Source organism: Sporosarcina quadrami, from assembly GCF_014836615.1.
Taxonomy (GTDB): Bacteria; Bacillota; Bacilli; order Bacillales_A; family Planococcaceae; genus Sporosarcina; species Sporosarcina quadrami.
Map to the genome: position 1 here is coordinate 107595 of NZ_JACSQN010000004.1, position 25928 is coordinate 133522.

General features: G+C 43.4%; 22 protein-coding genes and 1 other annotated feature. Of the genes, 2 read left to right on the plus strand and 20 right to left on the minus strand.

From position 1 onward, the window contains the following. Positions 1–182: 182 nt before the first annotated feature. From H9649_RS05685 to H9649_RS05715, 7 genes are all read right to left on the minus strand, one after another. Positions 183–1148, minus strand: a complete 966-nt coding sequence (locus H9649_RS05685; RefSeq protein ID WP_191693754.1) for a DUF4003 family protein — start codon at positions 1146–1148, stop codon at positions 183–185. Positions 1149–1213: 65 nt separating this feature from the next. Continuing rightward, entirely contained in the window at positions 1214–1996 is a 783-nt protein-coding gene (gene trpA / locus H9649_RS05690) for a tryptophan synthase subunit alpha (RefSeq protein WP_191693755.1), read from the minus strand. Then, positions 1993–3186 (minus strand): tryptophan synthase subunit beta, encoded by a 1194-nt coding sequence (gene trpB / locus H9649_RS05695; RefSeq protein WP_191693756.1) that lies wholly within the window; start codon positions 3184–3186, stop codon positions 1993–1995. The genes trpA and trpB overlap by 4 nt, the downstream gene beginning before the upstream one ends. A gap of 2 nt (positions 3187–3188) precedes the next feature. After that, the gene (locus tag H9649_RS05700) at positions 3189–3800 is read right to left on the minus strand and encodes a phosphoribosylanthranilate isomerase (RefSeq protein ID WP_191693757.1); all 612 of its coding nucleotides are present in this window, start codon (positions 3798–3800) and stop codon (positions 3189–3191) included. Next, positions 3797–4588, minus strand: coding sequence for an indole-3-glycerol phosphate synthase TrpC (trpC, locus tag H9649_RS05705; RefSeq protein ID WP_191693758.1), 792 nt, complete (start codon positions 4586–4588; stop codon positions 3797–3799). Before trpC ends, H9649_RS05700 begins: the two co-directional genes overlap by 4 nt. After that, positions 4585–5616, minus strand: a complete 1032-nt coding sequence (trpD, locus tag H9649_RS05710; RefSeq protein ID WP_191693759.1) for an anthranilate phosphoribosyltransferase — start codon at positions 5614–5616, stop codon at positions 4585–4587. The genes trpC and trpD overlap by 4 nt, the downstream gene beginning before the upstream one ends. A gap of 36 nt (positions 5617–5652) precedes the next feature. After that, complete coding sequence (locus tag H9649_RS05715; RefSeq protein ID WP_191693760.1) at positions 5653–7011, minus strand: anthranilate synthase component I family protein; 1359 nt, start codon at positions 7009–7011, stop codon at positions 5653–5655. Positions 7012–7380: 369 nt separating this feature from the next. Next, positions 7381–7608, minus strand: a binding site (T-box leader). Between the two features lie 205 nt (positions 7609–7813). Here H9649_RS05715 and rluF point away from each other — a divergent pair. Both rluF and H9649_RS17815 read left to right on the plus strand, forming a co-directional pair. Beyond that, on the plus strand, positions 7814–8518 hold the full coding sequence (gene rluF, locus H9649_RS05720) for a 23S rRNA pseudouridine(2604) synthase RluF (protein WP_191693761.1): 705 nt from the start codon (positions 7814–7816) through the stop codon (positions 8516–8518). A gap of 115 nt (positions 8519–8633) precedes the next feature. Beyond that, positions 8634–8723 (plus strand): putative holin-like toxin, encoded by a 90-nt coding sequence (locus H9649_RS17815; protein WP_225229699.1) that lies wholly within the window; start codon positions 8634–8636, stop codon positions 8721–8723. Positions 8724–8937: 214 nt separating this feature from the next. Here the strand turns inward: H9649_RS17815 and H9649_RS05725 are convergent, their stop codons facing one another. From H9649_RS05725 to H9649_RS05780, 13 genes are all read right to left on the minus strand, one after another. Beyond that, on the minus strand, positions 8938–9489 hold the full coding sequence (locus H9649_RS05725; RefSeq protein ID WP_191693762.1) for a hypothetical protein: 552 nt from the start codon (positions 9487–9489) through the stop codon (positions 8938–8940). A gap of 16 nt (positions 9490–9505) precedes the next feature. Then, positions 9506–12061, minus strand: a complete 2556-nt coding sequence (locus tag H9649_RS05730) for an ABC transporter permease (protein WP_191693763.1) — start codon at positions 12059–12061, stop codon at positions 9506–9508. Further along, positions 12042–12941: an ABC transporter ATP-binding protein gene (locus H9649_RS05735; RefSeq protein ID WP_191693764.1), complete on the minus strand. Its 900-nt coding sequence runs from the start codon at positions 12939–12941 to the stop codon at positions 12042–12044. Before H9649_RS05735 ends, H9649_RS05730 begins: the two co-directional genes overlap by 20 nt. A 140-nt stretch (positions 12942–13081) precedes the next feature. After that, positions 13082–13516: a YugN family protein gene (locus H9649_RS05740; RefSeq protein ID WP_191693765.1), complete on the minus strand. Its 435-nt coding sequence runs from the start codon at positions 13514–13516 to the stop codon at positions 13082–13084. A gap of 94 nt (positions 13517–13610) precedes the next feature. Continuing rightward, on the minus strand, positions 13611–14906 hold the full coding sequence (locus H9649_RS05745) for an ABC transporter permease (protein WP_191693766.1): 1296 nt from the start codon (positions 14904–14906) through the stop codon (positions 13611–13613). After that, positions 14907–15950, minus strand: coding sequence for an ABC transporter permease (locus H9649_RS05750; RefSeq protein ID WP_191693767.1), 1044 nt, complete (start codon positions 15948–15950; stop codon positions 14907–14909). Between the two features lie 52 nt (positions 15951–16002). Next, positions 16003–16884, minus strand: a complete 882-nt coding sequence (locus H9649_RS05755; RefSeq protein WP_191693768.1) for an ABC transporter ATP-binding protein — start codon at positions 16882–16884, stop codon at positions 16003–16005. 340 nt (positions 16885–17224) lie between these two features. After that, positions 17225–19780: an ABC transporter permease family protein gene (locus tag H9649_RS05760; RefSeq protein WP_191693769.1), complete on the minus strand. Its 2556-nt coding sequence runs from the start codon at positions 19778–19780 to the stop codon at positions 17225–17227. Between the two features lie 217 nt (positions 19781–19997). Beyond that, positions 19998–20330, minus strand: coding sequence for a hypothetical protein (locus H9649_RS05765; protein WP_191693770.1), 333 nt, complete (start codon positions 20328–20330; stop codon positions 19998–20000). A 341-nt stretch (positions 20331–20671) separates the two neighbouring features. Next, entirely contained in the window at positions 20672–20800 is a 129-nt protein-coding gene (locus H9649_RS17935) for a hypothetical protein (protein WP_263613747.1), read from the minus strand. Between the two features lie 14 nt (positions 20801–20814). Beyond that, the gene (locus tag H9649_RS05770; RefSeq protein WP_191693771.1) at positions 20815–22056 is read right to left on the minus strand and encodes a helix-turn-helix domain-containing protein; all 1242 of its coding nucleotides are present in this window, start codon (positions 22054–22056) and stop codon (positions 20815–20817) included. A 235-nt stretch (positions 22057–22291) separates the two neighbouring features. Beyond that, on the minus strand, positions 22292–23176 hold the full coding sequence (locus tag H9649_RS05775) for an ABC transporter ATP-binding protein (protein WP_191693772.1): 885 nt from the start codon (positions 23174–23176) through the stop codon (positions 22292–22294). Between the two features lies 1 nt (position 23177). Further along, complete coding sequence (locus H9649_RS05780) at positions 23178–25718, minus strand: hypothetical protein (protein ID WP_191693773.1); 2541 nt, start codon at positions 25716–25718, stop codon at positions 23178–23180. Positions 25719–25928 lie beyond the last annotated feature (210 nt).

A 25928-nucleotide genomic window follows, 5' to 3' on the forward strand; every position in this document is an offset into this window, starting at 1 on the left:
ATTTCGAATGTGACAAATAGATTACAAACACTGATATGTAAGCGTTTTCGACATATTATTTATCCAAATAATTTTTTTCACTTATTTACCGTATTTCCAAAAACAAACATGCAAAAAAAACCGTTTATACTCAAAAACGGCTTTTTTCGTCGTGCATATGTACATAATTTACATTCATCTTGTCAATTCGAAGAGCTCGTAGCAGAAGATGCTACAACCGCTGCTACCGTCGCAGCCATGACGGCTTGTTGCGCTTGAAGAATCATTTCAACCGATGCCGCCATACTGACACTCATCTGTTGACCATTTTCCGTCAAATGGTGCGTAATATGACCAATCGCTACCGATAACGCCATTTCCCTGTTCCATTTGAATCGTTTAGAGCGTTCCAATTGTTCCGTCAGTATAATAATTTCCTCGATCTTTTCGTCTTGAACTTCAAAAACCGCTAAAAAACCGATCATCGGATAATGGACAGGCTTCGCTTTCAAATCCCGCCGGAACACATCAAACAACTCCGCCGCACGGTCAACCCGCTTCTGCTTGAACTCAATGTCCATATACGTCATCACTTGAGACATCCACTGCAATTCATTCCCGGACTTAAAACCTTTCGCACGCAATGCATCGTAATACGTGCGCATCGCCTCTGCATGCGCATCTGCATTCTCGTCACTCTTCCCAAGCAACATCGCATACGCATAATCATCATCGGAAGTAAGGAAAAAGTGCTTTTTCTTCATCGCATCATACAATCTCTTCGCACGATCTGCCTCTTCTGCGTACCGGGATGGCTCATTATCCATAAGAAGTGCAGCAAGATACGAGTGGATTGTATTACGAAAGCCCGCTTGCTTCAATACACGCTGCTTTTCCATCAGCCGATCCACTTCATCGTCAATCGAAGGACCGGCTTGTGTCAAAAACGCCGCCATCATCGGCAACAAGTTTCCGCGCAACGGGGAAAACCAACCTGCTTTCGATTTCAATGCTTCCATTGCACAATTAAAATCGATCGAATTGAACTCTCTCCCAGCAGTCACATAGAACGACGTAATCGTTAACACGACGTTCTTATCCACACTCCATCCTGCCAAAGATTTCACTTTGTCATATGTCGTCTCCACTTCTTGCCTGATCATGTCCATACCGCACAACTCCTTTGCTATATGTACGTCATAAGCACATGAAAAGTTTCAACACTTCAGTTTGTTCACAAAATAATGTGCGATGTAGCTTGTTGGACAAGTTCTGCGATCAGATCCAAATCATCCCGATGAAATGCATCCACAATTGCACTGCCGACAATAACACCGTCCGTGTGTGCGCCGAGTTCAACAACTTGCGTTGACGTCGAAATTCCGAAACCCGCAAGTACCGGCACAGGACTCAACTTTTTCAACCGCTCCAAATGCGCTTCCAACGTCTCACTATAACTATTTCTCACGCCTGTAATCCCATTCACCGTCACTGCATACACAAATCCTTGTGCGCGAGAAACGATTTCAGCAATGCGGTCTTCGGGGCTTGTCAATGAAACAAGAGGAATCAGCGCAACATCCACATCAACTAATGCTTCGCCCAACATCCCACTCTCTTCCATCGGCAAATCAGGAATGATCAAACCCCGCACGCCTACTCCCACGCAACGCTCCACAAATTCCTTGATGCCAAAAGCCAAAACCGGGTTCAAATATGTCATGATGACAAGTGGCACGGTCACTTTATCCGACCTATCCGCCAATGTATCCAACACTTTGCGCAACGTCGTCCCATTCGCAAGTGCCCGCTCGCCAGCCTGTTGGATTGTCTCGCCATCCGCAACAGGATCTGAAAAAGGAATACCGATTTCAATCGCAGTCACACCAAGTTCCTGTAGAAACAACAATCGCTCATTCAACACATTCAATCCGCCGTCACCCGCCATTATATACGGCACAAATGCTTTTTCGCCATTTGAAATACAACTCTGGATCACTTTCTCCAATGTCTTCATCGCGTTCCACCTCCTAATGCTTCCCGAACCGTCTGCATATCTTTGTCGCCGCGACCTGACAGACAAACGACAACTATTTTGTCAGAAGACATAGTACTTGCTAAATCCACTGCAAACTTCACCGCATGCGCACTTTCCAATGCCGGAATGATTCCTTCTGTCTTCGCCAATACTTGCAACCCTTCCAACGCTTCTGCATCCGTCACAGCGGTATACGTCACCCGACCAATGTCATGCAAATGACAATGTTCTGGTCCGACCGCGGGATAATCGAGCCCAGCTGAAATCGAATGCGCTTCCTGGATAAAACCGTCCGCGTCTTGCAACACATACATATAAGCGCCATGTAGCACGCCTTCTTTTCCGTCCGCAATCGCAGCCGCGTGCTTGCCCGTCGCAACGCCACTCCCCGCCGCTTCCACTCCGTATAATGCAACATCTGCATCATCGACGAACGGATGGAACATACCAATCGCATTGCTTCCGCCTCCAATGCACGCAACAACTGCGTCTGGCAACCGGCCTTCCTTCTCAACAATCTGTCTCCGTGTTTCAACTCCGATCACCCGCTGGAAATCCCTAACAATTTCCGGAAACGGATGCGGGCCAAGCGCAGAACCTAATATATAATGCGTATCTTCCACATTCGCAACCCAATACCGAAGCGCTTCATTCACCGCATCCTTAAGTGTCCCTGCTCCTTTATCGACCGACACAACCTTCGTCCCGAGCAACTCCATCCGGAACACATTCAACTCCTGCCGGCGAATATCTTCCTTCCCCATGAATACGACACATTCCAAACCGAACAAAGCACACGCTGTCGCAGTTGCCACACCATGCTGTCCTGCCCCCGTCTCAGCGACAATCTTCCGTTTTCCCATGCGCATCGCAAGAAGAGCCTGACCAAGCGAATTATTGATTTTATGAGCACCTGTATGATTCAAATCTTCCCGCTTCAAGAAAATTTTTGCACCCCCAGCCAATTTCGTCAGCCGCTCTGCAAAATACAACGGATTTTCGCGCCCGACAAAGTCGCGCAAATAATGATCTAGCTCCTCTTGAAATGACGGATCCGCTTTCGCTTCTTCATACGCCTGTTCAAGCTCAGTCAATGCCGTCATCAATGTCTCCGGAACATACTGCCCACCAAACTTGCCATATCTGCCTTTTCTCATCTCTATTACCATACTCAACTCTCCTCCTCTTTCACGATCCGCACAAATTCGCGAATCAGTTGCTCATCTTTTCGCCCTTCAACCTCAACACCACTCGACACATCCACCATGAACGGACGCACTTGCCGTATAGCCTCGCGTACATTCAGCGCATGAAGTCCCCCCGCTAAAATCATCCGATTCCGAGGCAACTCACCCGCTAGGTACCCCCACTCAAACACCTTTCCGCTACCACCGTTAAACTCAACACCAGGCGCATCGAACAACACATAATCCGACTGTAAGCCACTAACCCCCATTACGTCTTCAGCACTATGCACCGATAATACTTTAATAGAAGGAAGTCCTATTTTTTGAATGAAATCAGTAGACTCTCCTCCGTGATATTGAATGTAATCCAATGGCACTTCCTTATAGGCTCGCTCAATCTCCTCACGTGTCGCATTCACAAAAACGCCAATCTTCATTACATCTTCCGGCACATGGCGAGCCAATTCCTTCGCTTGCGCAATCGCGACACGACGTCTGCTTGGAGCAAATACAAATCCGACCGCATCCACACCCGCATCCACCGCAGCTTGCACATGAACCGGTTCCATCAATCCGCAAATCTTCACTTTCGTCATGATGTTGCACCTGCTTTCACGATTTGCAAAGAGGTAATCGCCGCTTCTGCATTCATACTTCTCATTAGCGTCTCTCCAACCAGAACAGCCGCTGCACCCGTTGCCGCAACCCTTTTTGCGTCTACTGAGTCCCGTATACCACTTTCACTTATAAACACCCTGTCCTCATGAAACGGAAAACGCTTCGCCACTTCCTCCGTTTTCGCTAAATCTACAGTGAATGTCCGCAAATCCCGGTTATTAACGCCAATAATTCTTGCATCTATTACGAGTGCCCGTTCCAGCTCGTTCACGTCATGCACTTCCACTAAAACTTCCAATCCAATACTTGCCGCATAACGATGGAGCCGCAACAATTGATCATCCTCTAGTGCCGCCACAATAAGCAAAATGACAGAAGCCCCTGCCCGTTTCGCTCGATCGATTTGCACTTCATGGATGATGAAATCCTTACAAAGCACAGGGGTTTTCACAACATTCGTTACTGCTTCCAAATCAGTCATTGACCCTTTGAAAAAGGTTTCATCTGTCAACACGGATATACAAGCCACTCCAGCTTTTTCATAGATTTTCGCCTGTTCAACTGGATCTGTTTCACTCGCAATCATGCCTTTTGAAGGAGAAGCCCGTTTCATTTCCGCAATCACTTCGAGCTTACTTGACGCCCTCAACAGGTGAAATAAGGAAGGGCGACTACTAATTGTTTCACGGGAAACAATGTGCTCTTCCATAAGCAGTTGCTTCACTTCAAGCCGTTTCACACACAAAATGTCGTCCAAGATTGTCATATAAAGGACACCTCCTGCCCAACTTGCTCACTGAATGCAATCACCGCATCTAATTTCCGCATGGCGTTTCCACTGACTATACTTTCCGTGGCAAGTTCAATCCCTTCATGAATGGAATCCGCTAAACCGTTCGCAAAAATGCCAATTCCTGCATTGAAGACAACCGTATCAAACCGGGCACCACGTTCACCTTTTAACACTGTGCGGATAATCGCCGCATTGTCTTCTGCAGTCCCTCCACGAATTTCAGAAGGATGGGCATAACGCAATCCTACATCTTCCGCAGTAAGCGAAAATGGGATCAGATCACCTTTATCCATTAGCACAAACGAATTCTGACCCGATAGCGACGCTTCATCCATACCACCAGCTCCGGACACAACAATCGCCCGCTCCCTACCGAGCATCCGTAATACAGCTGCATATTCCATAAGAAAGTCAGGACGGTTAATGCCTGTGAATTGCGTTACTAGCTGTACTGGATTCGTCAATGGACCAACTAGGTTGAAAATGGTCGGTTTCGCAATCTGTCTTCGCACTTCACCAATCCGCTTCATCTTAGGATGGACAACTGGTGCAAATAAGAATGCCATCCCTTCCCGCTCAAGCATTGCACCCATGTCTTCAGGCGTAAATCGCGTATGGATTCCAAGTGCATCCAACACGTCATGACTTCCCGCAGCACTGGAAATTTTACGGTTACCATGCTTCGCCACTTTTACACCGGCACCCGCTAATACAAATGCCGCAGCCGTGCTAATATTGAACGAGTTCGATCCATCTCCTCCTGTCCCGCAATTGTCCAAATAACGTGCAACTGGTACGTTTATCGGCAATGCATGTGCCTTCATGACGGAAGCGAGTGCCGCCACTTCAGATGCCGTCTCCCCTTTAGTCGCCATCGCAATAAGGAACTCCGTCATTTCGACAGCAGGCGTCTCCTCCGAAAATAATCGCTCCGATGCCTCCAACATCTCTTCATATAGAAGATGCTTTCCTTCACTCACACTTTTTATATACTGCTTCATCTCTCATCTCTCCTCTTCTCGTCTCTTCTTAGCTCATCACTTCATCGCCTCTAGCAACGAACGTGCTTTGTTCACTGTTTCCTTATACTCCAATGCAGGAATGGATTCCTTGACGATTCCTGCTCCCGCTTGCACGTATGCTTTCCCATCCTTCACAAGCATCGTACGAATGGCTAACGCAAAATCGATATTGCCGTTAAAGCCGATATAGCCAATTGCACCGCCATATATTCCGCGACGTTCATCTTCGAGCTGTGCGATAATGTCCATCGCAAGCTTTTTTGGAGAACCGGTTACCGTTCCAGCCGGCAATGTCGCTTTCAATGCATCGAGCGCATGGAGTCCAGGAGCTAAACTCCCTTCCACTTCTGAAACGAGATGCATGACGTGTTCATACCGAACTGTCTCCATATAGCTTTGCACGTTCACAGATGCCGGATCACAAATCATCTCCATTTCCTTTTGGCTGACGGCGACCAACATATCATGTTCTGCCAATTCTTTCGGATCGCGTCTCAACTCCGTTTCAAGTGCGACATCTTCCTCAGCAGTCCGCCCTCGTCTACGCGTTCCCGCAATCGGATTCGTCACTACTTTCCCATTCGTTACTTTCACAAGACTTTCTGGCGAAGCCCCGACGATAATGTGATCGTCGAATTCCATGTAGTACATATACGGCGATGGATTTTGCTTGCGCAGTTTCCGATAGAGCGTAAACGGATCACCCTCCATATCCGCTTCCAGCTTGCGGGACAACACGACTTGTTCAACCGTCCCTTTGTCAATGAATTCCTGCGCTTTGCGAACCCGTTCTTCAAATTGCAGTTGCGATAGTGCACATCTGTAATCCGAAACGGAAACCGCTCTTTCCTCTTCAACGATTCCAGTCGTAATCAATTCTACTAGCGCATCTAAATCCGGCTTTGCAAGCTCGGGATGAATTTCCGTATGCAACAATGTCACTTCATTTTGCAGATGATCAAAAATAATGACTGTATCGTAAATATTAAAATACACATCCGGCAATTCACCCCGTGGCGGCCCATCCACTTGCGCAGCTCCATAACCGACATATCCAACCGCTCCGCCCATAAACGGAAACTCTCCCTCTTCCACAATCCGAGGCATCAACCGCTTCAGCAACGTATACAAATCTCCTTCATGCGTATACGTCTTCCCCGTCGCATGAATAACCTCTTCAAGCTTCACCGCCGAGCCACGGTACGTCTTCACCGGGTTTACACCGATGAAAGAATAACGGCCTGACCCTTCATGTTGCGACGAACTCTCGAGCAAATAACGATGCCGTCCCTTCAACCGCCTGAATATCAACACAGGCGTCAACGAATCCCCCTCAATTTTCCGTTTCGTCACCCTCAAACTCGTCTGTTCCATCTCATCTCTCCTCATCTCATCAAATTTCCATCAAACCAAACCCCTAATTTGTCAAAACCACTCCTCGCGTCATCATTCCACCCAACCACAAACTCCCCGCGCCCAAAAAGCTCATATATCCATGTAAAAACTCATAACTCCTAAAATAAGCTCATAACTACCAAAGAAAACTCATAACTCCTGATAAAAGCTCATAACTCTCAAAAAAACCTCATAACCTCTAAAGAAATTCATAATCTCTTTCAAAACTCCATAACCCCCAGCAAAAGTCCATAATCTCTCTCAAAACTCCATAACTTCTTCCAAAACTCCATAACTGCAAAAACAAACACAAAAAAGTCCCCTGCAATTGGACAGAAAAGTCCAGTTGCAGAGGACGGGTTACCCGCGTTGCCACCTCAAATTGAAGCCACTAAAGAAGCTTCCACTCGGCGTGCCAAAAATCAGCACTTCCCGTAACGTGGGAAAAACGTCTGTCCGGAAAACTCCGAACAGCTCTCATAAGTCCATTCACAACGGCCGCGAATCAGTTTCCACCACCCACTGACTCTCTATACTCGCCATTCCGTCGCTACTCTTCTTATTCAACAATTTCTCAGCTATGCTCTTCTCATCTCATCTGTTCTCAGGCGGCACCGCTCTCGGCACCTCTACCTATCCCGAACAAAAAAGTTGTTCTAACCTTACTATGCATTCTTTCAATTGTCAACCTTCAAATAACATATGCAATCCTCCGACTTTGTATAACCCCTCCCTTAGCGGTACAATAAGGGGAAATAAAACCCGAAAAAGGTGACATTCTATGCGAATCAATAAATATCTAAGCGAAGCCGGCATCGTCTCCAGACGCGGCGCAGATAAATGGATCGAAGACGGACGCGTGACAATCAACGGTCAACTAGCTGAACTAGGAAGCAGAGTTGAACCGGAAGATGAAGTCCATGTCGACGGCAAACCCGTTAAAACCGAAGATCAGCTCGTCTACCTCGTACTCAACAAACCCGTCGGCATCACAAGCACAACCGAACGTCATATCGAAGGCAACGTCGTTGATTTTGTCAACTATCCTCTCCGTATCTTCCATATCGGGCGGCTCGACAAAGACTCCGTCGGCTTGTTGCTTCTCACAAATGACGGCGACATCGTCAATGAAATCCTGCGCGAAGAACATGGCCATGAAAAAGAATACATCGTCACCGTCGACCGCCCTATCACAAAAGAATTCATCCGTGATATGGAATCAGGCGTCGAAATCCTTGATACAAAAACTAAGCCTTGCAAAGTAAAACAACTAGGCCCGCGCAAATTCAATATCACATTGACACAAGGTTTGAATCGTCAAATCCGCCGCATGTGCTCAGCACTCGGCTACACGGTCAGAAGCCTGCAGCGCACACGAATCATGAACATTCACCTCGGCAAACTACCGATTGGGCAATGGCGCGATTTGACGGATAAAGAACTGCAGGAAATGTTTAAGCTGCTTGATTATGAGCCGAAAAGGTAGGTTTGTAAAGAATATTGAAAATACTAACCAACACAAACATACGTATGGTATAATCGAAGGGTAATAGAATAGGTGAACTCAAGGATTGGTCGGCTCACTCCCACGAAAGGGGGTGATGCCTGTGTCAGTATTCGAAGCATTAATGCTTGCAGTAGCATTCGGAGCATTGATTGTAGCGATATTGTCTAATAACCATAAAAAATAACCCATCCTTGAGTTAGCAGGCTCAGATGGGTTACTCTTCCCTATTACGCCGACCCCTGAAAGGGACCTGACTATTACAATTGATCGTTCAATGTTAGCGCATTGGACGATCTTTTTTAGTTTATTTAAGTTCTACTCACATTATACATTATCTTTAGAGCTTCTACAATCGATTGCTTTTTAATATCTCCAATCCTACCTAGCACTCCTTCCTATTAATACTTCACATCAATATCTATCCCTTCCATCTTTAATCTATGTTTCACACTATCTCTCATCGCAGATAACTGTCGATTTTCAATTAGATTCAACGAATGGCCATCTGTAAAATGAAACACATAATTAGGGAACTCATTTTCCGCAGGATATTTATTGTATTGGACACTTTCAACGTCACTCCACTGATAGGAATAACCCTTAGAAAACATGTCACGATACTTGATTGAGTCATCAGCCAAGGCGATGTACTGTCGACCTGCCACATAAAAAGACGAGCCAGCAAGAACCACGCAAAGGATCGCAATATAAATGGCCTTACGGCTGCAATCCAACATAGCCAAAATGGCAGATCCTATAACAAGCAACAAAAACCCCACTCCGTACATTCCATAAGTGGCACCTTTGACAAAAACGTACCAATTATTAGGTGTATGATACACATTATTCGCATTCCAGTTCGGTAAAAGTAACACTAAAAATGGTGTTGTAACAAGCATAAGTATCGAAATCAGCATAAATACATGCCTTTTCCCAAACCGATTTGACATCATTGCACCTCTCTTTTCAAATTGGCAACGTAACCGAGTTGCGTTTTTTCAAAAACACCAGTTTAAAGCTCAGTCCAACGTATGTTACGACTAATAGGAATGCCGTCACTCCAAGCAACACTGCACAGCCCATATACACAGTAATCGCCGGATTGTCCATCAGCGTCAAAATCTCCCCATTGACGATTTTCGGTATGTTCAAATAAAAAAATGGTGAGTATTGCGCAAAATCATCCAATTTCCAACTCACCAAATAACCCGCACCACTAATCAGTCCAGCAAGTGCATACACAACTAACGGCTGTCGGATAAAAATCCCCAATACATTCGTCAACACAACAAGGAACAATGCGGCACAAATATACAGCAGCAGCGCCTTCACTAAATACTCGCCAAGCGGCATGAAATGATAGCCGCCCTCGAATGCCCGCAGTCCCGTGAAATCAAATGATTGAAACTCTTTCTTGCTATGATAATAGAGCACTGGATACATCCAGTCACCAAGCCGGTTCAACACCGTCCCGATTACGACTGCAATCAGGAAAACACCAATTGCACTACCAATCGCAACCAATGAACTGAATAGCACCTTCCCCAGGAAAAGGGATCGCTTCGTAAGTGGAAATGTCCTTAATAGATGCAATGTCGGTCTCTTCCCGCGCTCACCCGAAAACCCGGCGCCTACAAGAATCAGGAATAAAAGCAACGGAATGAAATAGAGATAGTCACGGAAATACATATACAATGAAAACAATCCGCTGTTATCCACTTTCCGGTTATGCAGGTCAGTCGCTTTCTTTTCTTTGCGATGCTCCTCCTTCCACTGATCATGAATGCTCGGAATGAAGGTGCCCGCAAAGACCGGTTGGATACGATGCTCTTTCATCCACTCTTTTTGCGCAATCGCTGTTTCATAGCCAAAAATGGATTGTGGGCTATAATTTTGCTCTTTAACCTCCTTGGCACTTTCAAGGCTTCGACGGTCAATGGACAGCTGGTATTCGTATAACGGAATCCAATCTTGATTTTCATAAGCCTTCAATGCGCGGCCAGCAAGCGCGGCTTCTTCACGGGTAACGTCTATAATCTCTTGAGTGTACTCAATACTATGTCCATAGATGGAATCCCCGTCTTCCCCTCTTGCATTCGCGTCTGCAATCAGCTTCTTCATTTCCTCGATCGATTCGTTAAGGTATCCGATGAATCCCGTCCCATTCTCCGAATCTTCTACAAGCGTTGCCAATCCTTCGAGAGTCTCGGCCTCTTTCTCCTTCACTTGCTCCGCGAAATAGAAATAACCGACAAGAGCAGCGATGGATAGAACAATCATGGACTGCTTGACAATTCCCCTCCGCTTCGACTTCCGCCATTCAAACAGACTAGTATTCCAAACGGAGCGGAGATGTGTCATCTTCCCTTTATGGTATGGCTTCAGTTCCTCTGCAGCTTTGGATGAACCCCGTTCGCCTTCACGCAAGAAAATGGCTACAGCCATCAATATCACATTCCATATAATTGCAGAAACTGCATATACCCACATCGGATGTGTCGGTATTTCGGACAAAAACCGATGTGCTCGGAAAAACTGGAAAGGGTTCCAAGGTGTCTGTGTGATCGGCAGCGCCTCCGTCAGGACAACACCAATCATTGTAAGGAAGCCTGTCAGCATAATCGTTGTAAATGAGCTTCTTAATTGTGTACCGAAAAGGAGCGTCAAGGAAAAAAGGAATGTCCCCGCTGCCAGAAATAGAATGGCTGCATTCAATAAATGTTGCCAAATGGGAATGAGTGCGAACGACTCACCTGTTTCCAGAAACGTTGGATACAACAAGTCGTTGAACGTTTCTCCGAAAACAACCGGAATCACCCACCCGCCAATCGCGACGAACACTAAGTACAAAAGCATTACGGTCAGCAACCCCGCGTACTTCGCAAGCAGCAACTCCCGTCTACGAATTGGCTGCGTCCTTAACATCAATAACGTCTGTTGCTCCTTCTCTGAAGTGTAAGCATTCCCGAATAGGAGTAATAACAGTAAGAGTCCGGCCGGGCCCAGCAAAATGGGCGTAATTTCACTCATGTGCAGGGCCGGGGACACTGGATCGGTTTCATTGGCATACGGCAAATCATTCTTTACCAAATAAGCATTCTTATCGATCGCCTTTTCCCTTTCCACACCTTCTAAGGCAGTAAATACGCCACCAGTGTTCTCATACTCTTCCAGTAATGAGTAAAATTCATTCTCGACGAGCGGAACTTCATCCCAGCGCTTTCCGTAAATGGCACTTTTCCATTTAAACGTAGTCGTCGCCATCGTGTTCAAAATATCGAATTGCTTGGCCTGCACCTCCGTCAGCCGATCCTCCCGTTTCAAAGGTGAAAGTTGGGTAAATAATTGATCAACCTTCAAAGCGATGGGACGAATCTTTTCCTCCGCCTCTTTCGACATTAAATCCTGTTCACTATTATTTTGATAAAAAAACCATCCGACGGTGAGCAGCACCATAACCAACAGCCAGACAAACTTCTTTTGACGGAGAATCTTCTTCAGCTCAAACTTGAACAAGCTCATCCGTTTTTGCCTCTTCCGTAAAGATTTTACGATAGCGCTCTTCTGAACCAAACACTTTCTTCTCAATATCGTCGATGACTACATTCTCGCGCTCCAATATGTGCAAAACTCTATCCAACGCGACATCTCGACGATAAACATGCAATCGCTCGTCTACCAATTCCACAGGTATACCGACTGCAGTAAGCGCTTTCTCGGCCTTCGCCGTCTGATCGACTTTAATCTGGTAGCGGACTTGTTCGAATTCAGCCATATTTTCTTGAATCAGATTCCCCTTTTTCAAGAACAAAATTGAAGATGTCACTCTATCAATCTCCGCCAAGTTATGAGAGGACAATAGAATTGTCGTCCCTTCATCGCGCAACGCAAGCAACAGTTCACGCACTCGTATGGCGCTCGTCGGGTCAAGTCCGTTCAGCGGCTCATCCAAAATCGCCAGTTTTGGCTTGTTCAGAACAGCCATCGCTAGCAACAGATGCTGCTTCATCCCAAGCGAATAATTCTTTACTTTTTTATTCAAATAACTCGTAATTCCAATCCGTTCCGCTGTTGCGAGCAGCTGCTTTTTTGGCAACCCCTGGACATCACAGATGAATTGCAAATGATCGTATCCAGTTAGATAATCGTACAGCACCGTATTGTCCTGCATGAACGAAATTTCCCGGAAAATATTCGGATCACGGTTGTTTTTTCCTAAAACAGTCACTTCGCCTTTATCCGCAGGCAGCAAGTTCGTAATAATATTGAGCAATGTCGACTTCCCCGATCCATTCGGTCCAACGAGTGCAATGATCTGCGGTTCCTCAATCTCAAACGTAATCCCCTTCAACACCTGTTCCTTACCATATGATTTGTACACGTCTTTCACTGATAAAATCATGACTTCAATTCCCCCTTTTTTTTGGATAACCAATTATATCCACTATACTATAAGTTATAGAAAATTAACAGAAAAATATAGTTAATTCAGATAAAAATCCACCTTAGTCACTTGCTCTAAGGTGGATTGCTTACTATGTGTCAACTCGTCTTCAACAAATCCTGTGCATGCATACAATCCATCAGACTTTTTACAGCCTCTTCACCCGCATGCATCCACCTGTTTTTGTCTTCAATCTTACCGTCTTTGTCAATCGGCGGCTGAAATTGATTGAATCCGCCGAGATTCAACAATGACGTTTCATCATTATCCAGACCGACATGAACAACATGCTTGATAATATAAGGCGTTTTGAATTTAATGTACGCTTCGTAATCGTCGAGCTCCCCTTGTGTTACGGAAAAGGGAATTCGGATGTAGATCGTTTCGCCGCCTTCCTGGCACAAAATATGATCGAAACATCCTTGATGATAGTCCCAATTTCCGCCCATATGATAACCGAGCTCCCGGATACAATCGCTCACCAGACCGAAAGACGCTGTCTGCCCTTCAAGCCCTGTCTGTAATTTCAACATACGTTCTCCTCCTTCTGCATGATTCGCTATATAGCATTCACAAAAGAAGAGAGGGACATACGTATGAATGGAAACCGATTTGCGACTTCAATGCTTACGCTGCAACATTCCTGCTTTTTACATGGAAACCGATAAAAGCAGCAAGAAGTACAGCCGTTCCTACCACAAACAAAGCGAGCATCCCATGTTGGAACCCAATGGCAGGGTTGAAAGCAATTGTTGCGATTTCTCCATTAAGTGCGCGGTGTATATCCACATACGTGAAGGGATTATAGGCGGACACCGGCAATATCGTCATCCCACCGAACAGGATGCCACCCGTCACAAGGATCGTGATACTCTGATTTCGTATGCCAAGCGCAAGCAGGAAGTAAAGGGAATACGTAAAGAATAATAGACCTGATCCCATCATCAGGACGTCTTTCAAATACTCGCCCAGCGGTATGAAATGAAACTGGTCATTCTCGGGAATAAGTGCATTGAACTCACTACCGTATGGATTTGGTTCTGCCCCTTCATAGACGAGTACAGGATATTCTAGACTGCCGATGCCGTTCCCAAATTCGCCGCTCATAATAATTGCACTCACGAGTAAGCCGACAAAGATGAGCGTAGCCGTCAAGCCGCTTACATATTTCGAAAGGAATAGCGCAGTTTTGCTTACTGGTTGGACAAAGTGTAACTGCAGCCCCTTCTTTTTCTTGCCGCTTTCACCAGAGATACTGTTGCCGAATAGGAAGCAGCCGATCAATATGAAAATCTGCATGAGGAAATTCGGCATCATTCCATAAAAGTACGTGAGACCCGTATCTCCATAACGTGCTGTAACTTGTTTCCAGTAATCCAGTGCCCTGCCTGTGAAATCTTCATAAATCGTCGGGACAAACAAGTTATAGCTAGTATTTTGTACGACAGGATCGATTCCATTTTTCAAAAACCAGCGTTTTTCTTCAAGTGCTGCCCGCAATGTAAATGATTTCACCCGTTGCCCTTCAATGGCCATGCTCCCATCTTCCGATGAATACAACTCGAAATCCGCGATATCCTCTTCCAAGATCGTCTTCCACTCTCTTTGTGTATAATCACTAATCCATTTTTCCTGATTGACAATGGACTGCGTGTATTTTTCAATTACAGCTGCCATTGCGTCCCCAGTCTCTGCATCACTGTTCTTTTCAGCAATTTGCAGCTCTGTTTCTGCATCTTCTATCCATATTTTATATTGTGCCAATACATTCTCCTGCTTTACGATATTTCCATTACGTATACGATCCGCTGCAGAAAAATGGAAATAGGAGAGAACAAGCAGCGAAAGCAACGTAATAAAAACAGCTGCCCACACAGACTTTTTCTTCATCATTTTCTTATTTTCAAATAGAAATTGTCTCATTCAGCTTACCCCCCGTTTCCGGCTTCCCCACATAGCGATGGCAAGAAGTACAGCCGCAACTCCGAACAGAACAATGAGTCCTGTTGGGAAATAATCAGCGTGGTTGATAATTGCCTCATTCACATTTACGTATGTAAATGGATTCCATAACAGATCCATGCCGTTGCGAATACTCATCCAGCCGCCTGCAAAAACCGCAAGTATAACAACACTGGAAATAATCGTCTGTCTGGCCATAAAGCCAACCAGCGTTAAGACCCCAATGGCAAACAATAGGACACCCACGCTATATATACATGCTTCGTTTATATAAGTGCCTGCATCTAAAAAGCTGCCGTTCGCAAGTGAAAGCGGATAGTCAAAAATAAGCTCTTTTGATTCGACGGTAAGCGCCGGAAGCAGATAGGATGCTGAAAATAAAACGGAAAGCCAAATAAGACCTGTCAGCAGTAATCCTGTAAATTTCACAAACACATACTTCCACTTAGGAATCGGGAAAGTGTACACCATTTGCATATTGCGATCTTCGAACTCCCGCGTAATAACCGTTCCAAGCAGAACAAGGAGGACAGTTAGTCCAAACGGGTTCAGGACCAACGAAACGATTTGTTTGATGAATAAAGGCGGTTGAACGGAGCGACCGATATCTTCTTTCGGCAAGCCCAATAACAGCAATTGTTCGTTCAGCCTGATCGTTTCATCCATATCGCCATTGCTGAATGAATAATTCCCCTTCACTTCCTTATAATCGATCGCGGTCAGGTAGACATCTATTTCCTGTTGCAGTTCATCCTCCCATGCGCCGTTTTCAATCGAGAGGATCAATCCATTCAACTGATTTTGCAAAGCAACTCCTACATCCAGTTTCTGTTCGAGTTCTTCAAGAGGAGTTTCCTGCAGCATTTGCCGGTCCGTTCTGTTTTGAGTTGCCACTTCTTGCATATAACCTGAAAACCATTCAATTTTTTCAGCTCTCACGACATCCTGCTGCATAACATTGCGGATGAACAGCGTGCCAATTAATAAAAGAGTACCTGCCAACAAAACAAAAACAGCCTTGTCCTTACCATCTTTTTGAATTCAAATAAAAGCAACTTCATACCATTCCAACCTCGAATAATTCTTCGTAACGCTTCTCCGATCCTGTAATTTCTTTCTGAAGATCTTTCACATATGCCCCGGATTGGTGAAGTAGGTCAAGAAGGGATTGGAAATCCTGTGAACCAAGAAGAACCTTGAACCCTTTATCCGTTTCCATAAAATCAAACGCTTTGGCTGTGAGCAGCGATGCAACAGAGGGCTTGTCCTGTACCGCAATGTGGTAATACACTTTCTCATAGCTATCCATATGCTCCTCAAGGAGTTTGCCGTCTTTTAAAAACAGAATCTGCTTCGTTACACGGTCGACTTCCGCCAGGTTATGGGAAGATAGGATAATGGTCGTCCCTTTATCTGCTAACTGACCAAGGATTTTCCTCATCAGAATCGCACTTGTCGGATCAAGCCCATTCAAGGGTTCATCGAGCAACAGCAACTTCGGTTCGTTTATTATGGCCATGGCGAGCAACAGATGCTGTTTCATGCCAAGCGAATAATCGCCAACCGTCTTTTTCGTATATCGTTCCATCCCGACATACTGCACAACTTCCTGAATCCTTTTCGAAGGAAGCTTATGTACATCACAAACGTATTTCAAATGATCATAGCCCGTGAGATAGTCGAACAGTACAGTATTGTCTTGAAGAAAAGAAACATCCTTGAACACTTTGTAATCCTTATTCGATTTTCCCACCAATTTAACGCTTCCCGAATCGGCAGGGCTGAGGTTGGTCAAGATATTTAGAAATGTCGTCTTTCCAACCCCATTCGGTCCAACCAAAGCCCAAATGCCAGGGGAATCGATCGTCAAAGTGATACCGTCCAAGACTCGGTGATTCTTAAAGCTTTTTGAGAGATTGTTAATGGCTAAAACAGCCATGAAAACACCTTCCTTCTATTGTATAGGAGTTATACCAAACATCCGATAAACACCTTCTAGTTAATACATCGTATGAATAGAGGATGATTCTCATATTAACCTGAAAAATTTTACATCTTTTTATTAAACCAAGTTCTCACTTGTGCTGATTAGTCAAAATGAAAAGCAACTAAAGTAAGAATTAAATAGAGCCGTCGTAACTTATCATCATTTCATGACCTTTTTTCCCAGTCGGCATTAGGTTTACCTCTATAATTGCACCCTCAAAAAGCAGCGCAACAGCAAAATTAGCTGTCCGCTGCTTTCCTCGCTTTGCTGTTCCGAATTACGCTTTGAACGTTCAGTTTGTCGCCAATACTTCTTTCTTTCTTTCCGCTCCAACCCCTGATCGCAAACGCAACACGACATATGCAACACCAACCAATAATACCGCCACACCCAGAAGCACCAAGCACCCATTCAACACCGACACACCCGGATTATTCAGTACCGTCGCCACTTCCCCATTGACAATCCGGCCGATATCCAAATAGGTAAACGGGGAAAACTGCGCATAATCACCCAGCTTGTCGCTTAGAAAATACCCAAATCCGCAAATTAATCCCACAAAGCTATATACAACGAACGCCCGTGGAATGAAAATCCCCAAAAGATGCACGAGGGCTATCAAAAACAGGAAAATGCAGACGGATAGCGCCACCCCACTCAGCATATATTCACCTAACGGCATGAAATCGAAGCCGCCTTCAAGCGCCCTCATCCCCGTGTATCCTTCAGCCTCCACTACCTTTGGGCTGTTGTAGTAAAAGATCGGATAATACCAGTCACCGAAGCGATTGAACAGTGTGCCGACGAGTAGGACAAACGCAAAGATGCCCACTAAACCGGAAATCCCCACCAATACCGTCGTCGTGACTTTCCCTAAGAAAACCGACCGCATCGCAACCGGCAGTGTCTGCAACGTTTGAATCGTAGGACGCTTCCCTTTCTCGCCTGCAAATCCTGCGCCAAACACAAACAGCAATAACAGCATTGGAATGAAATAAACAAAGTTGTCAAAGTAGAGATAAAGTGAAAACAATCCGTTGTTATCGACCTTTCGATTCCGTTCCGCATGCCGTTTTTTCCTTTCTTTGTCTCCCCAGCTTTCGTAAATCGTTGGAATCTCTACGCCTGAGATGATCGGTTGGATGTCATGCTTCATCAGCCATTCCTTCTCCGCCTTGCTTGCTTCCAGCATGACGTAGCTGCTTTCTCCAAGTATCCAGTTATGGTACTCGCTAGCAATTTCTCCGCTATTTCTTTTGTTTAAATAAAGCTGGTACTGGTAAAAAGCTTGCCAGTCCTCCTGTTCATACGCTCTTTTGCCCATTTCTTCATTAGCAAGCTCTTCTTTAGAAAAAGCCAACAACGCCTCGTAAAAGGCCAAATTCACGTCAATGTACTCATTATCTATTGATTCATCGCCGGACATTTCCGCCTCGGCTTTTTCCTCTTCAAGTGCTTTTAATTGACTTTCATATTCAGGCATCACAGTGTCTTTGAAAAACGTAATGGATCCGTCTATCCCCGCAATAGCCTCCTCCTCTTTCTTCTGTGAAATCTGACCAAGCAAAAAACAACCGATTACAGCAAATAGACCAAGAATAATAACGGATTGCCTCAAAGACCCCTGCCGCTTCAGCTTTCTCCATTCAAACAGTATGCTGTTCCTTACCGCTCGTACGTGACGGGTCCTCCCATCGTCAAAAGGTTTCTTAACGTCCGACACGCCAAACAAGCCTTTTTCCCCCTCAGGCAATGCGAAGGCCGCTGCTAGAATGAGCAAACTCCAAACAATCGTACTGACAGGAAAGAGCCAAAACGAGCCCGCCACCGTTTCAGAGACAATCTTTGAGATGTTTAATAAATGAAACGGATTCCAAAACCCTTGCAAACCTTCGATCATCAAAGTGAGCGAATATCCGACTGCTCCGACGAAACCTGTCATTACCAAAACTGAAAAAGAGCTTTTCATTTGCGAGCTAAGTAGCATGATGAAACTGAACACCAACGTCCCTGCGGCAAAAAACAGCACGAAGCTCCGAGCCAAATAAGCCGATGTTGAAATGAATGAGAACACCTCTTCAGATTGGACAAGCTGTGGATACTCAAAGCGCCAAGCTTGCTCTCCGAACAGATAAGGAATGAGCAAACCGATACAAGCGACCAAGAGAAGAAACACGAGCATGACGAAGAGCATCCCCGCATACTTCATTAAAATCCGCTGCCTTCTCGTGATTGGCTGCGTCTTCAATGTTAGCCAAGTCTGCTGCTCCTTTTCGGCTGTCAACGCATTGCCGAACAACAGCACAAGAAACAAAATTGCTCCGGCACTTAAGAGAAAATCCACACTCTGCTTCAGAACAAGCGCAGGCGCAAGCGGAAATTCGTCGTCCACATAAGGGAGGTCATGTTTAAGTAGCCACTCATTCTTTTGTATTGCCTTCTCCCTGTCCAGTCCATATAACGCGCTGAACCCGCCTTCCGCTTCCTCCAACGACGCCACGGTCTTCAAAAAGTCCTGTTCAACGGCAGGAATTTTGTTCCATTCCTTGTTATAGATTGCACCTTTCCAATGAAAAAAGATTGTCCCAAATTCATTGACATGCACTTGCTGCTTTATCATCGCTTCGTTTAGGTTACCTTTTAACTCGACATCCTTATAGAAACGATAAAGCCCATCTGCCTCCTCAGAATATGGTCGGATCACCTCCGAATACCTTTCTTTCATGGTCTCCTTTTTAGAGAAGTTCTGATTAAAGATAAAACCTACCCCTAACAGGACAACGACCAGCAACCACATCAGCTTCTTCTGCCGAAAGATTTTCTTTAGTTCAAATTTCAATAAAGCCATATAGCCACCTCCCCTGAAACTTACTCCGTTGATGTAACCTATCCTACCTTGAAAAATCTTTTCTCCAAACTTAACCCGATATAAATCATAGCCAAATCAAGAACTTTGTTACCTGTTAGCAAATAGGATATTCCAGTTTAAACAAAAGTAAGTTAAAATCGCTCAGCTTGTTATAAAAAGAGAAAAGAGAGCTGGGAAAAAGCTCTCTCTTTATTTATTAGTATTCATCTTCTATATTGATTGAAAAAGGTGCCGGGTATGGAGGACCGTCGTAAAGCGTACCTGTGTAGATTGCTCTATAGATTTCATCTTTTGCATGGTAGATATAACTTACCAATCTCAAGTAACCTGCATACCCGCCGCTGCTATAGAAGTAATGTACAGGTGGCACATATTCCAAATCAATAGTTTCGGTGACTTGTTTGCTTTTTTGTTGCAATTCGTTTACCGTTTCTACCTCACTAGCCGAAACAAACTGACCCTGAACACCGACAGTTACTGAAAACACTGCAATGAGACTCAAAATGAACATGAACGCTTTTCTTTTCATTTTTACACTCCTTGTAGTATATTTAAGAATATCGGCCGACAATTCTCATAATATAATCATTCCATATTCCACCATACTTGTCCATAACTATTTTTTGCACAAATCAAACAACTAAACTATTGATTAATGAGTGTTTTCAGCAATGAGTTGCGCAATTTTGAGCTAATAACAGTCGAAAACTCAAATTAGTGGTACAAACCATCAATTAAGCAAAAAATAAATTGCTAATCCTTCATCATTTTATCCAACCGTATCGGACAAATAAGTATCTATTAATCATAATTTGCATAAGCTATAAGCCCAATATAAGGATTAAATTAGCAAAAATAAGAAAAGAACGCTTATACAGAACCATCAATTTCCTCTGACATTCCCGGTAACTTTTCTTCATCATCAGTATTTTCTTTAATACCAATTTGACTTGATAAGATGAATACAATTACTAGTATTCCAATAAACCATTTCTTCATCACTTCGCCCCCTCTCACTCAACTATCTGCCGGTAATACTCAACTGCTTTTTTGTACTTGCGCTTAGATACATAGAATTCCGCCAATCTCTTAGAGTAGTGCTTCGTCTGATTTTTATCCATCTTCTTCCGAAAATAGCGAACTGCCGTTAGAAGAGATGATTCAATTTGTTCATCATTTTCTTCAAGTAAAGCCCGGTGGACATCAAAATGTGTTTTGAATCGTTGGCGTATCGGCACCCTCAATTGTGGGAGGATACATGCTCCTCCTTCAAGCCAATGACGAACCTTTTCCCCATCTCCGAATTTTGCATATTCTCTTAGAAGAGAGAGTATGGTATAAACTTGATCCTCTGGCTGTTCATTGTACTCAACTGCCTGTTGAAAGTACGATATAGCCAAGTCCGACTGGCCCATAACAGAATATACAGTTCCTAAATTTTGATAAATCATGCCTAAGAAAGATTGCAAATCAAATTGACGGCATACTTTTTCTGCTTGGTGAAACGTTTCAATCGCCCGGTCCATTTGTCCAATCTGTTTATACGCAACTCCACAAACAAGATGACATTCCAATACTCTTCGGCTCGCCATGATTGACTGAAAATAAGTCAATGCATCCTTTGCTTTTTCTAACGCCTCAAATTTTTGTCCATCCGCCATAAATGCAATCGACTGAACATAAGAAAAATCAGCTCGTTCATAATGGGAGAGCGGAAGAAGCTCCGCCAATTCTACGCCTTCCGAAAAACAGTCCAGACACACTTTCAACTCACCGACTCCATAACTAGCAATTCCTTTAATTTGTTGAACGCGGAACGCTTGAATTGGCGTTAAATTAAAATCAGTTTCAGTGAACTTGGCTAACGCTTGTAGTATATTTTCTTCTTTCTTATGCAGGACAGATTGCGCCCTTAAGAGCATCAATTCCAAGTCAATTCGTATCGCCGCTTCAATGGGCATTTTATGCAACAACACATTTAACTCTTCCATTAGTTGGGCCGCGCCTTCTTGATCCCGTGCATTAATGACTGATTCAAGTTGTTCTTGCAACTGATCCATTTCTACATTTTCACTTTCATCTGCTATCAGCACACCGAGCCTATCCGATAGCTTCTGTAACAGTTCTTTGCTTGGCTCGGTTTTCCCGCTTTCAATTCTACTCAAGTGAGAAATGGAACATATGTCTTTCGCCAATGTTTCTTGTTTCATATCATTCCGAAGTCGCTCTGTTTTAATAATCATTCCGATTGCCATCTGAATCACCTACCAGATACATTTGTTTCCATTCTAACACTTAAACCGCTTAATTTCATGATATTTCTAATAATTGTAAGTCTTATATATAAAAATGACTTCGGAACATTACCGAAGTCATTTTACATAGCAGACTAAAAACATCGCTTCTTTAAACAGCCCATTACATGCAGCTCATTTCAAAAGCGGCTGTCCGCCTCTTTTCCTATATCGCGGCACACAACCACCAACACTTTCACCGTACATTCACCTCATAAAAACTCTTATACATTTCTTCCAAGTTCCGTTTACTACGATTCACTGATTGAATGAGTACTCCATTCTTTATCAACCATTCAAGATATTTCTCCAACTCATATGCCGGATCCGTAAATATGCGATTATCCAGTATACGATAGGGCAACTGACTGTCCGTCATCAACATTTCAAGTGAATTTTCATTTGGCACCCTAACTTCAATTTGAAACGGATCATTCCCGTCAAGCAGCATATCATTTTTAACCAACTCGCCATCTTTGATGAACCAGATCGTGCTCGTCAAATCTTCCAATATATCAAGGTTATGTGTGGAAATGAGTAGGCTAATCCCCTTGGCATGTAATGCGCGGATCAATTCCTTCAGTTCAATTACACTTGTCGGATCTAACCCATTAAAAGGTTCATCCATCAAGATGATGAGCGGTTTTGTCAGGATACTTAACGCAATCAGCAGATGCTGTCGCATGCCGTATGAGTAGGACTTAACTGGATCATTGACATACGTCCGGATTCCTATCAATTGTATAACTTCATCGATTTCCTTCTTGTCCAGATTATAAATGTTCGCGACAAATGCCAAATGATCGTATCCCGTCAGTTGCATATAGAGGTAGTTATCACTCGGTAGGAATGTGACATACCTGAAGAATTCAGGATTCTGGTTAGAAATGTCTTGAATCCGCACTGAGCCGCTTTCCACATCTTCCAATGCTAAAATAGAACGCATCAAAGTGGATTTCCCCGCCCCATTCGGCCCCACAAGACCGATGATATCGCCTTCATTCATTTCAAACGTAATTTCTTTCAGGATACTTCGTTTACCATAGTTCTTCGTAAGCTGATCGACTTTTAGAATCGACATATTACGCCTTCCTCCTTCCTGATAGTAAGCCGATGATGAACAACAGGATTCCACTGACAAATAGAATGATACTTCCATTGATGAAGTTCACAGCAGCTGAATTCGCGACAATCGATTTCCAACCATCCACGACATTCCATGTATCAAAATACGTGAAAGGATTCAAAAAAATATATCTTGCCGACACATACTGACTAGCCAAGAAATAGCCAGCAAATACCAGCAGCAACGTGATGATAATCGTCACATAATGATTCTTCACCCATCTGCCCACCAAGCTAAACAAACTGTTCAAGAAGAAGATTTGGGCTATAATCAGCATGCCGCTCTTCAAGATAAGGATGAGCAAACTTTCAAAATAGAAATTGACATTATCTCCATAAGAATAAAATACGCCATCGTCGGCACTTTCATTAGAAGTAGTATCAGGCGACAATTCTAAGGTGAAAGCATCCTCATAACTCCCCGTCGCATATACTAAAATCGGATATTGCGATTCACCTATACCACCTATAAGTGAACTGAGTAGGAATACAATGCCCCCACATAGAACAAGCAATCCGTAAGCAATCATTAGATTGTAAGCCCACTTGCTTACGTAGATTGAGCGGAAAGGAATCGTTTTGGTTTTCAGGAAATTGATGGACGGATTCAGCTGTCGCTCATCGGACAAGCTTGTCCATAATAAAAGGATGAAAACGCCCATTACAAACAACATCATATTCCAATTCAAGTATTTGTAGACAGAAAACAGACCACTATTTCCATACTTCGTATTCCGCTCTTGATTCGCTTTGAGTAATGTGTAATGAACGTCATCAAGAGCCATGCTTGGATTCTGAAAATGTGAAATCCACAGATGCCCAATAGGCCATGGCGTAATTTGCTCTTCCGCCAGAATACGTTGTTGCTCTTCAGAAGCCATTACCGTGACATCCCATAGATTACGATCTAATTCTTTATAAGATCCTTCCATTTGTATTGTATTCATTGTTTCCCGAAACTTTTCAGGAAAGTTCTTTTCTCCAATTTCGTTCTTTAAATCATCTAACAAGTGATAGGAGAAATCCATATCTTCAATCATAATTTTATATGGATTTTCGACGGAAACGAACTCCGTCTCTTCACCGGATTCCTCGTGATCAGCACGCAGCATTTCAATTTCCATATCAAACTCTTCTTCAAGCACTTTCCAATGCATTTGTTGTTCAACGAAGATTTTTTGCTGTTCTTCGATTACTAGCAAATATGTTTTGGGGAGATTTTGATATTGTTGATTAACAAAGATGTACGTCCCACCGATAATTCCAACTAACAGAATCAGCGAAAAGAGCACATGACCTTTGCGCTTCTTTTTTAGATGTTCAAATTGAATCAGCTTCCATCTGCTTTTTGGCTCATACTGTTTTCGGGTAGAATTGAGCGCAAGGGTTTTAATGGACAATCCTTTCGATTTAAAAACCGGATAGGAAGCGATTAAAAAAATAATAAGCAGAACAGACATACCAACCAAATAGGACACAAAACGATGCATAGGCAGTAGATGCATTTCGTATGAAACAATTAAATGGATTGGATTAACGATGTAAAAACCGAATTGAACTGAGATAATATAAGCCATTATGAGAGGCAAAGCAATTATGGTTAGCAACATACCCATACTAAATCGTTGTTTGAATAAACAAATTGCCGATACGAGCAGCAATGAAACAAAAATTCCCCAGCCTATCGGAATATAGAGAAGCCATTTCCATACAGGTACCATCAATGTATCTGCACCCACTACAACTTCAATTGGATAGTGGATTGTATTCAAATTTCCAGTGACCAAAGGAGGTAGAAATGATAAGAAGCTTGCCAGAATTATGTATCCGACTACGATTAGTAAAAATGGTATCAAATAGCCGTAATAGATAGCAGGATTCGATAACGATTTCACTTTTAAAAAATCAAATATTCGATTCTGTTCATCCGATTTATATTTATAGATGAAAATAAGTAAAAATAGAAACGCGGTAATTGGGCTGAATAATAATTGAAGTAATTTCTTAGTAAACAAAGCAGTGTTATAAGGAGTCTCTTGTTCAGTGTAGGATAAATTATACTTCTTTAAGATTTCGGCTTTCCGTTGTTCGATATGCAAAACATCTTTATTTTGATAAGGAATGGAAATATAACTTTCATACACTCTGTATTCTTTAATATAATCTAGATTTTCGGATGAAATATCTAAATCTCCATCATTTAACTTACTTTCTATTGTTTTTAAATATTCTTCTTGGATTAATAAACTATCTAATCCACGTTCCGCCTCTTCTGATAAACCAATATTCCTCTTCTTGTTTAAAGCTCTTCCAATTAAAAAATCAATATTCTCTAACCGTTTTTCAAAAGTAGCCTGTAACTCTTTTTTAGTTGCCCCTGATTGTGTAGTGTTGATTCCGTAAAGTAATAGTATAAAAACAATCAATACAAGCGATACCCACAAGACGTATTTGCTTTTGATAATCCCTTTAACCATAAAGGCATTTATTTTTTTCATCAACTCACACCCCCATATCATTGAACATTATTCAGTGATTCCTCTTCGTATTTTACAAACCTTACCTACTCTGATTCAATATTACTTTTTATAAATGTTCATTTTCCGATTGCCAATATAAAAAATCCCCTTTAAGCAGTAGTATAAACATTAGTGCATTTACACAATATCAACTTAAAGGGGTACATTAAAAAATGTTCTGTACGACTT

Excerpts from the sequence above, each read along its gene's own strand:
- H9649_RS05715 (WP_191693760.1), bottom strand. The coding sequence starts at position 7,011 with ATGGAACAGACGAGTTTGAGGGTGACGAAACGGAAAATTGAGGGGGAT.
- trpC (WP_191693758.1), bottom strand. The coding sequence starts at position 4,588 with ATGACAATCTTGGACGACATTTTGTGTGTGAAACGGCTTGAAGTGAAG.
- H9649_RS05700 (WP_191693757.1), bottom strand. The coding sequence starts at position 3,800 with ATGACGAAAGTGAAGATTTGCGGATTGATGGAACCGGTTCATGTGCAA.
- H9649_RS05780 (WP_191693773.1), bottom strand. The coding sequence starts at position 25,718 with ATGAAAAAAATAAATGCCTTTATGGTTAAAGGGATTATCAAAAGCAAA.
- H9649_RS05765 (WP_191693770.1), bottom strand. The coding sequence starts at position 20,330 with ATGAAAAGAAAAGCGTTCATGTTCATTTTGAGTCTCATTGCAGTGTTT.
- H9649_RS05760 (WP_191693769.1), bottom strand. The coding sequence starts at position 19,780 with ATGGCTTTATTGAAATTTGAACTAAAGAAAATCTTTCGGCAGAAGAAG.
- trpA (WP_191693755.1), bottom strand. The coding sequence starts at position 1,996 with ATGAAGACATTGGAGAAAGTGATCCAGAGTTGTATTTCAAATGGCGAA.
- H9649_RS05725 (WP_191693762.1), bottom strand. The coding sequence starts at position 9,489 with ATGTCAAATCGGTTTGGGAAAAGGCATGTATTTATGCTGATTTCGATA.
- H9649_RS17815 (WP_225229699.1), top strand. The coding sequence starts at position 8,634 with ATGCCTGTGTCAGTATTCGAAGCATTAATGCTTGCAGTAGCATTCGGA.
- H9649_RS17935 (WP_263613747.1), bottom strand. The coding sequence starts at position 20,800 with ATGAAGAAATGGTTTATTGGAATACTAGTAATTGTATTCATCTTATCA.
- trpD (WP_191693759.1), bottom strand. The coding sequence starts at position 5,616 with ATGAAGCAGTATATAAAAAGTGTGAGTGAAGGAAAGCATCTTCTATAT.
- H9649_RS05735 (WP_191693764.1), bottom strand. The coding sequence starts at position 12,941 with ATGATTTTATCAGTGAAAGACGTGTACAAATCATATGGTAAGGAACAG.
- trpB (WP_191693756.1), bottom strand. The coding sequence starts at position 3,186 with ATGGTAATAGAGATGAGAAAAGGCAGATATGGCAAGTTTGGTGGGCAG.
- H9649_RS05770 (WP_191693771.1), bottom strand. The coding sequence starts at position 22,056 with ATGGCAATCGGAATGATTATTAAAACAGAGCGACTTCGGAATGATATG.
- H9649_RS05740 (WP_191693765.1), bottom strand. The coding sequence starts at position 13,516 with ATGTTGAAATTACAGACAGGGCTTGAAGGGCAGACAGCGTCTTTCGGT.
- H9649_RS05755 (WP_191693768.1), bottom strand. The coding sequence starts at position 16,884 with ATGGCTGTTTTAGCCATTAACAATCTCTCAAAAAGCTTTAAGAATCAC.
- H9649_RS05745 (WP_191693766.1), bottom strand. The coding sequence starts at position 14,906 with ATGAGACAATTTCTATTTGAAAATAAGAAAATGATGAAGAAAAAGTCT.
- H9649_RS05775 (WP_191693772.1), bottom strand. The coding sequence starts at position 23,176 with ATGTCGATTCTAAAAGTCGATCAGCTTACGAAGAACTATGGTAAACGA.
- rluF (WP_191693761.1), top strand. The coding sequence starts at position 7,814 with ATGCGAATCAATAAATATCTAAGCGAAGCCGGCATCGTCTCCAGACGC.
- H9649_RS05685 (WP_191693754.1), bottom strand. The coding sequence starts at position 1,148 with ATGGACATGATCAGGCAAGAAGTGGAGACGACATATGACAAAGTGAAA.
- H9649_RS05730 (WP_191693763.1), bottom strand. The coding sequence starts at position 12,061 with ATGAGCTTGTTCAAGTTTGAGCTGAAGAAGATTCTCCGTCAAAAGAAG.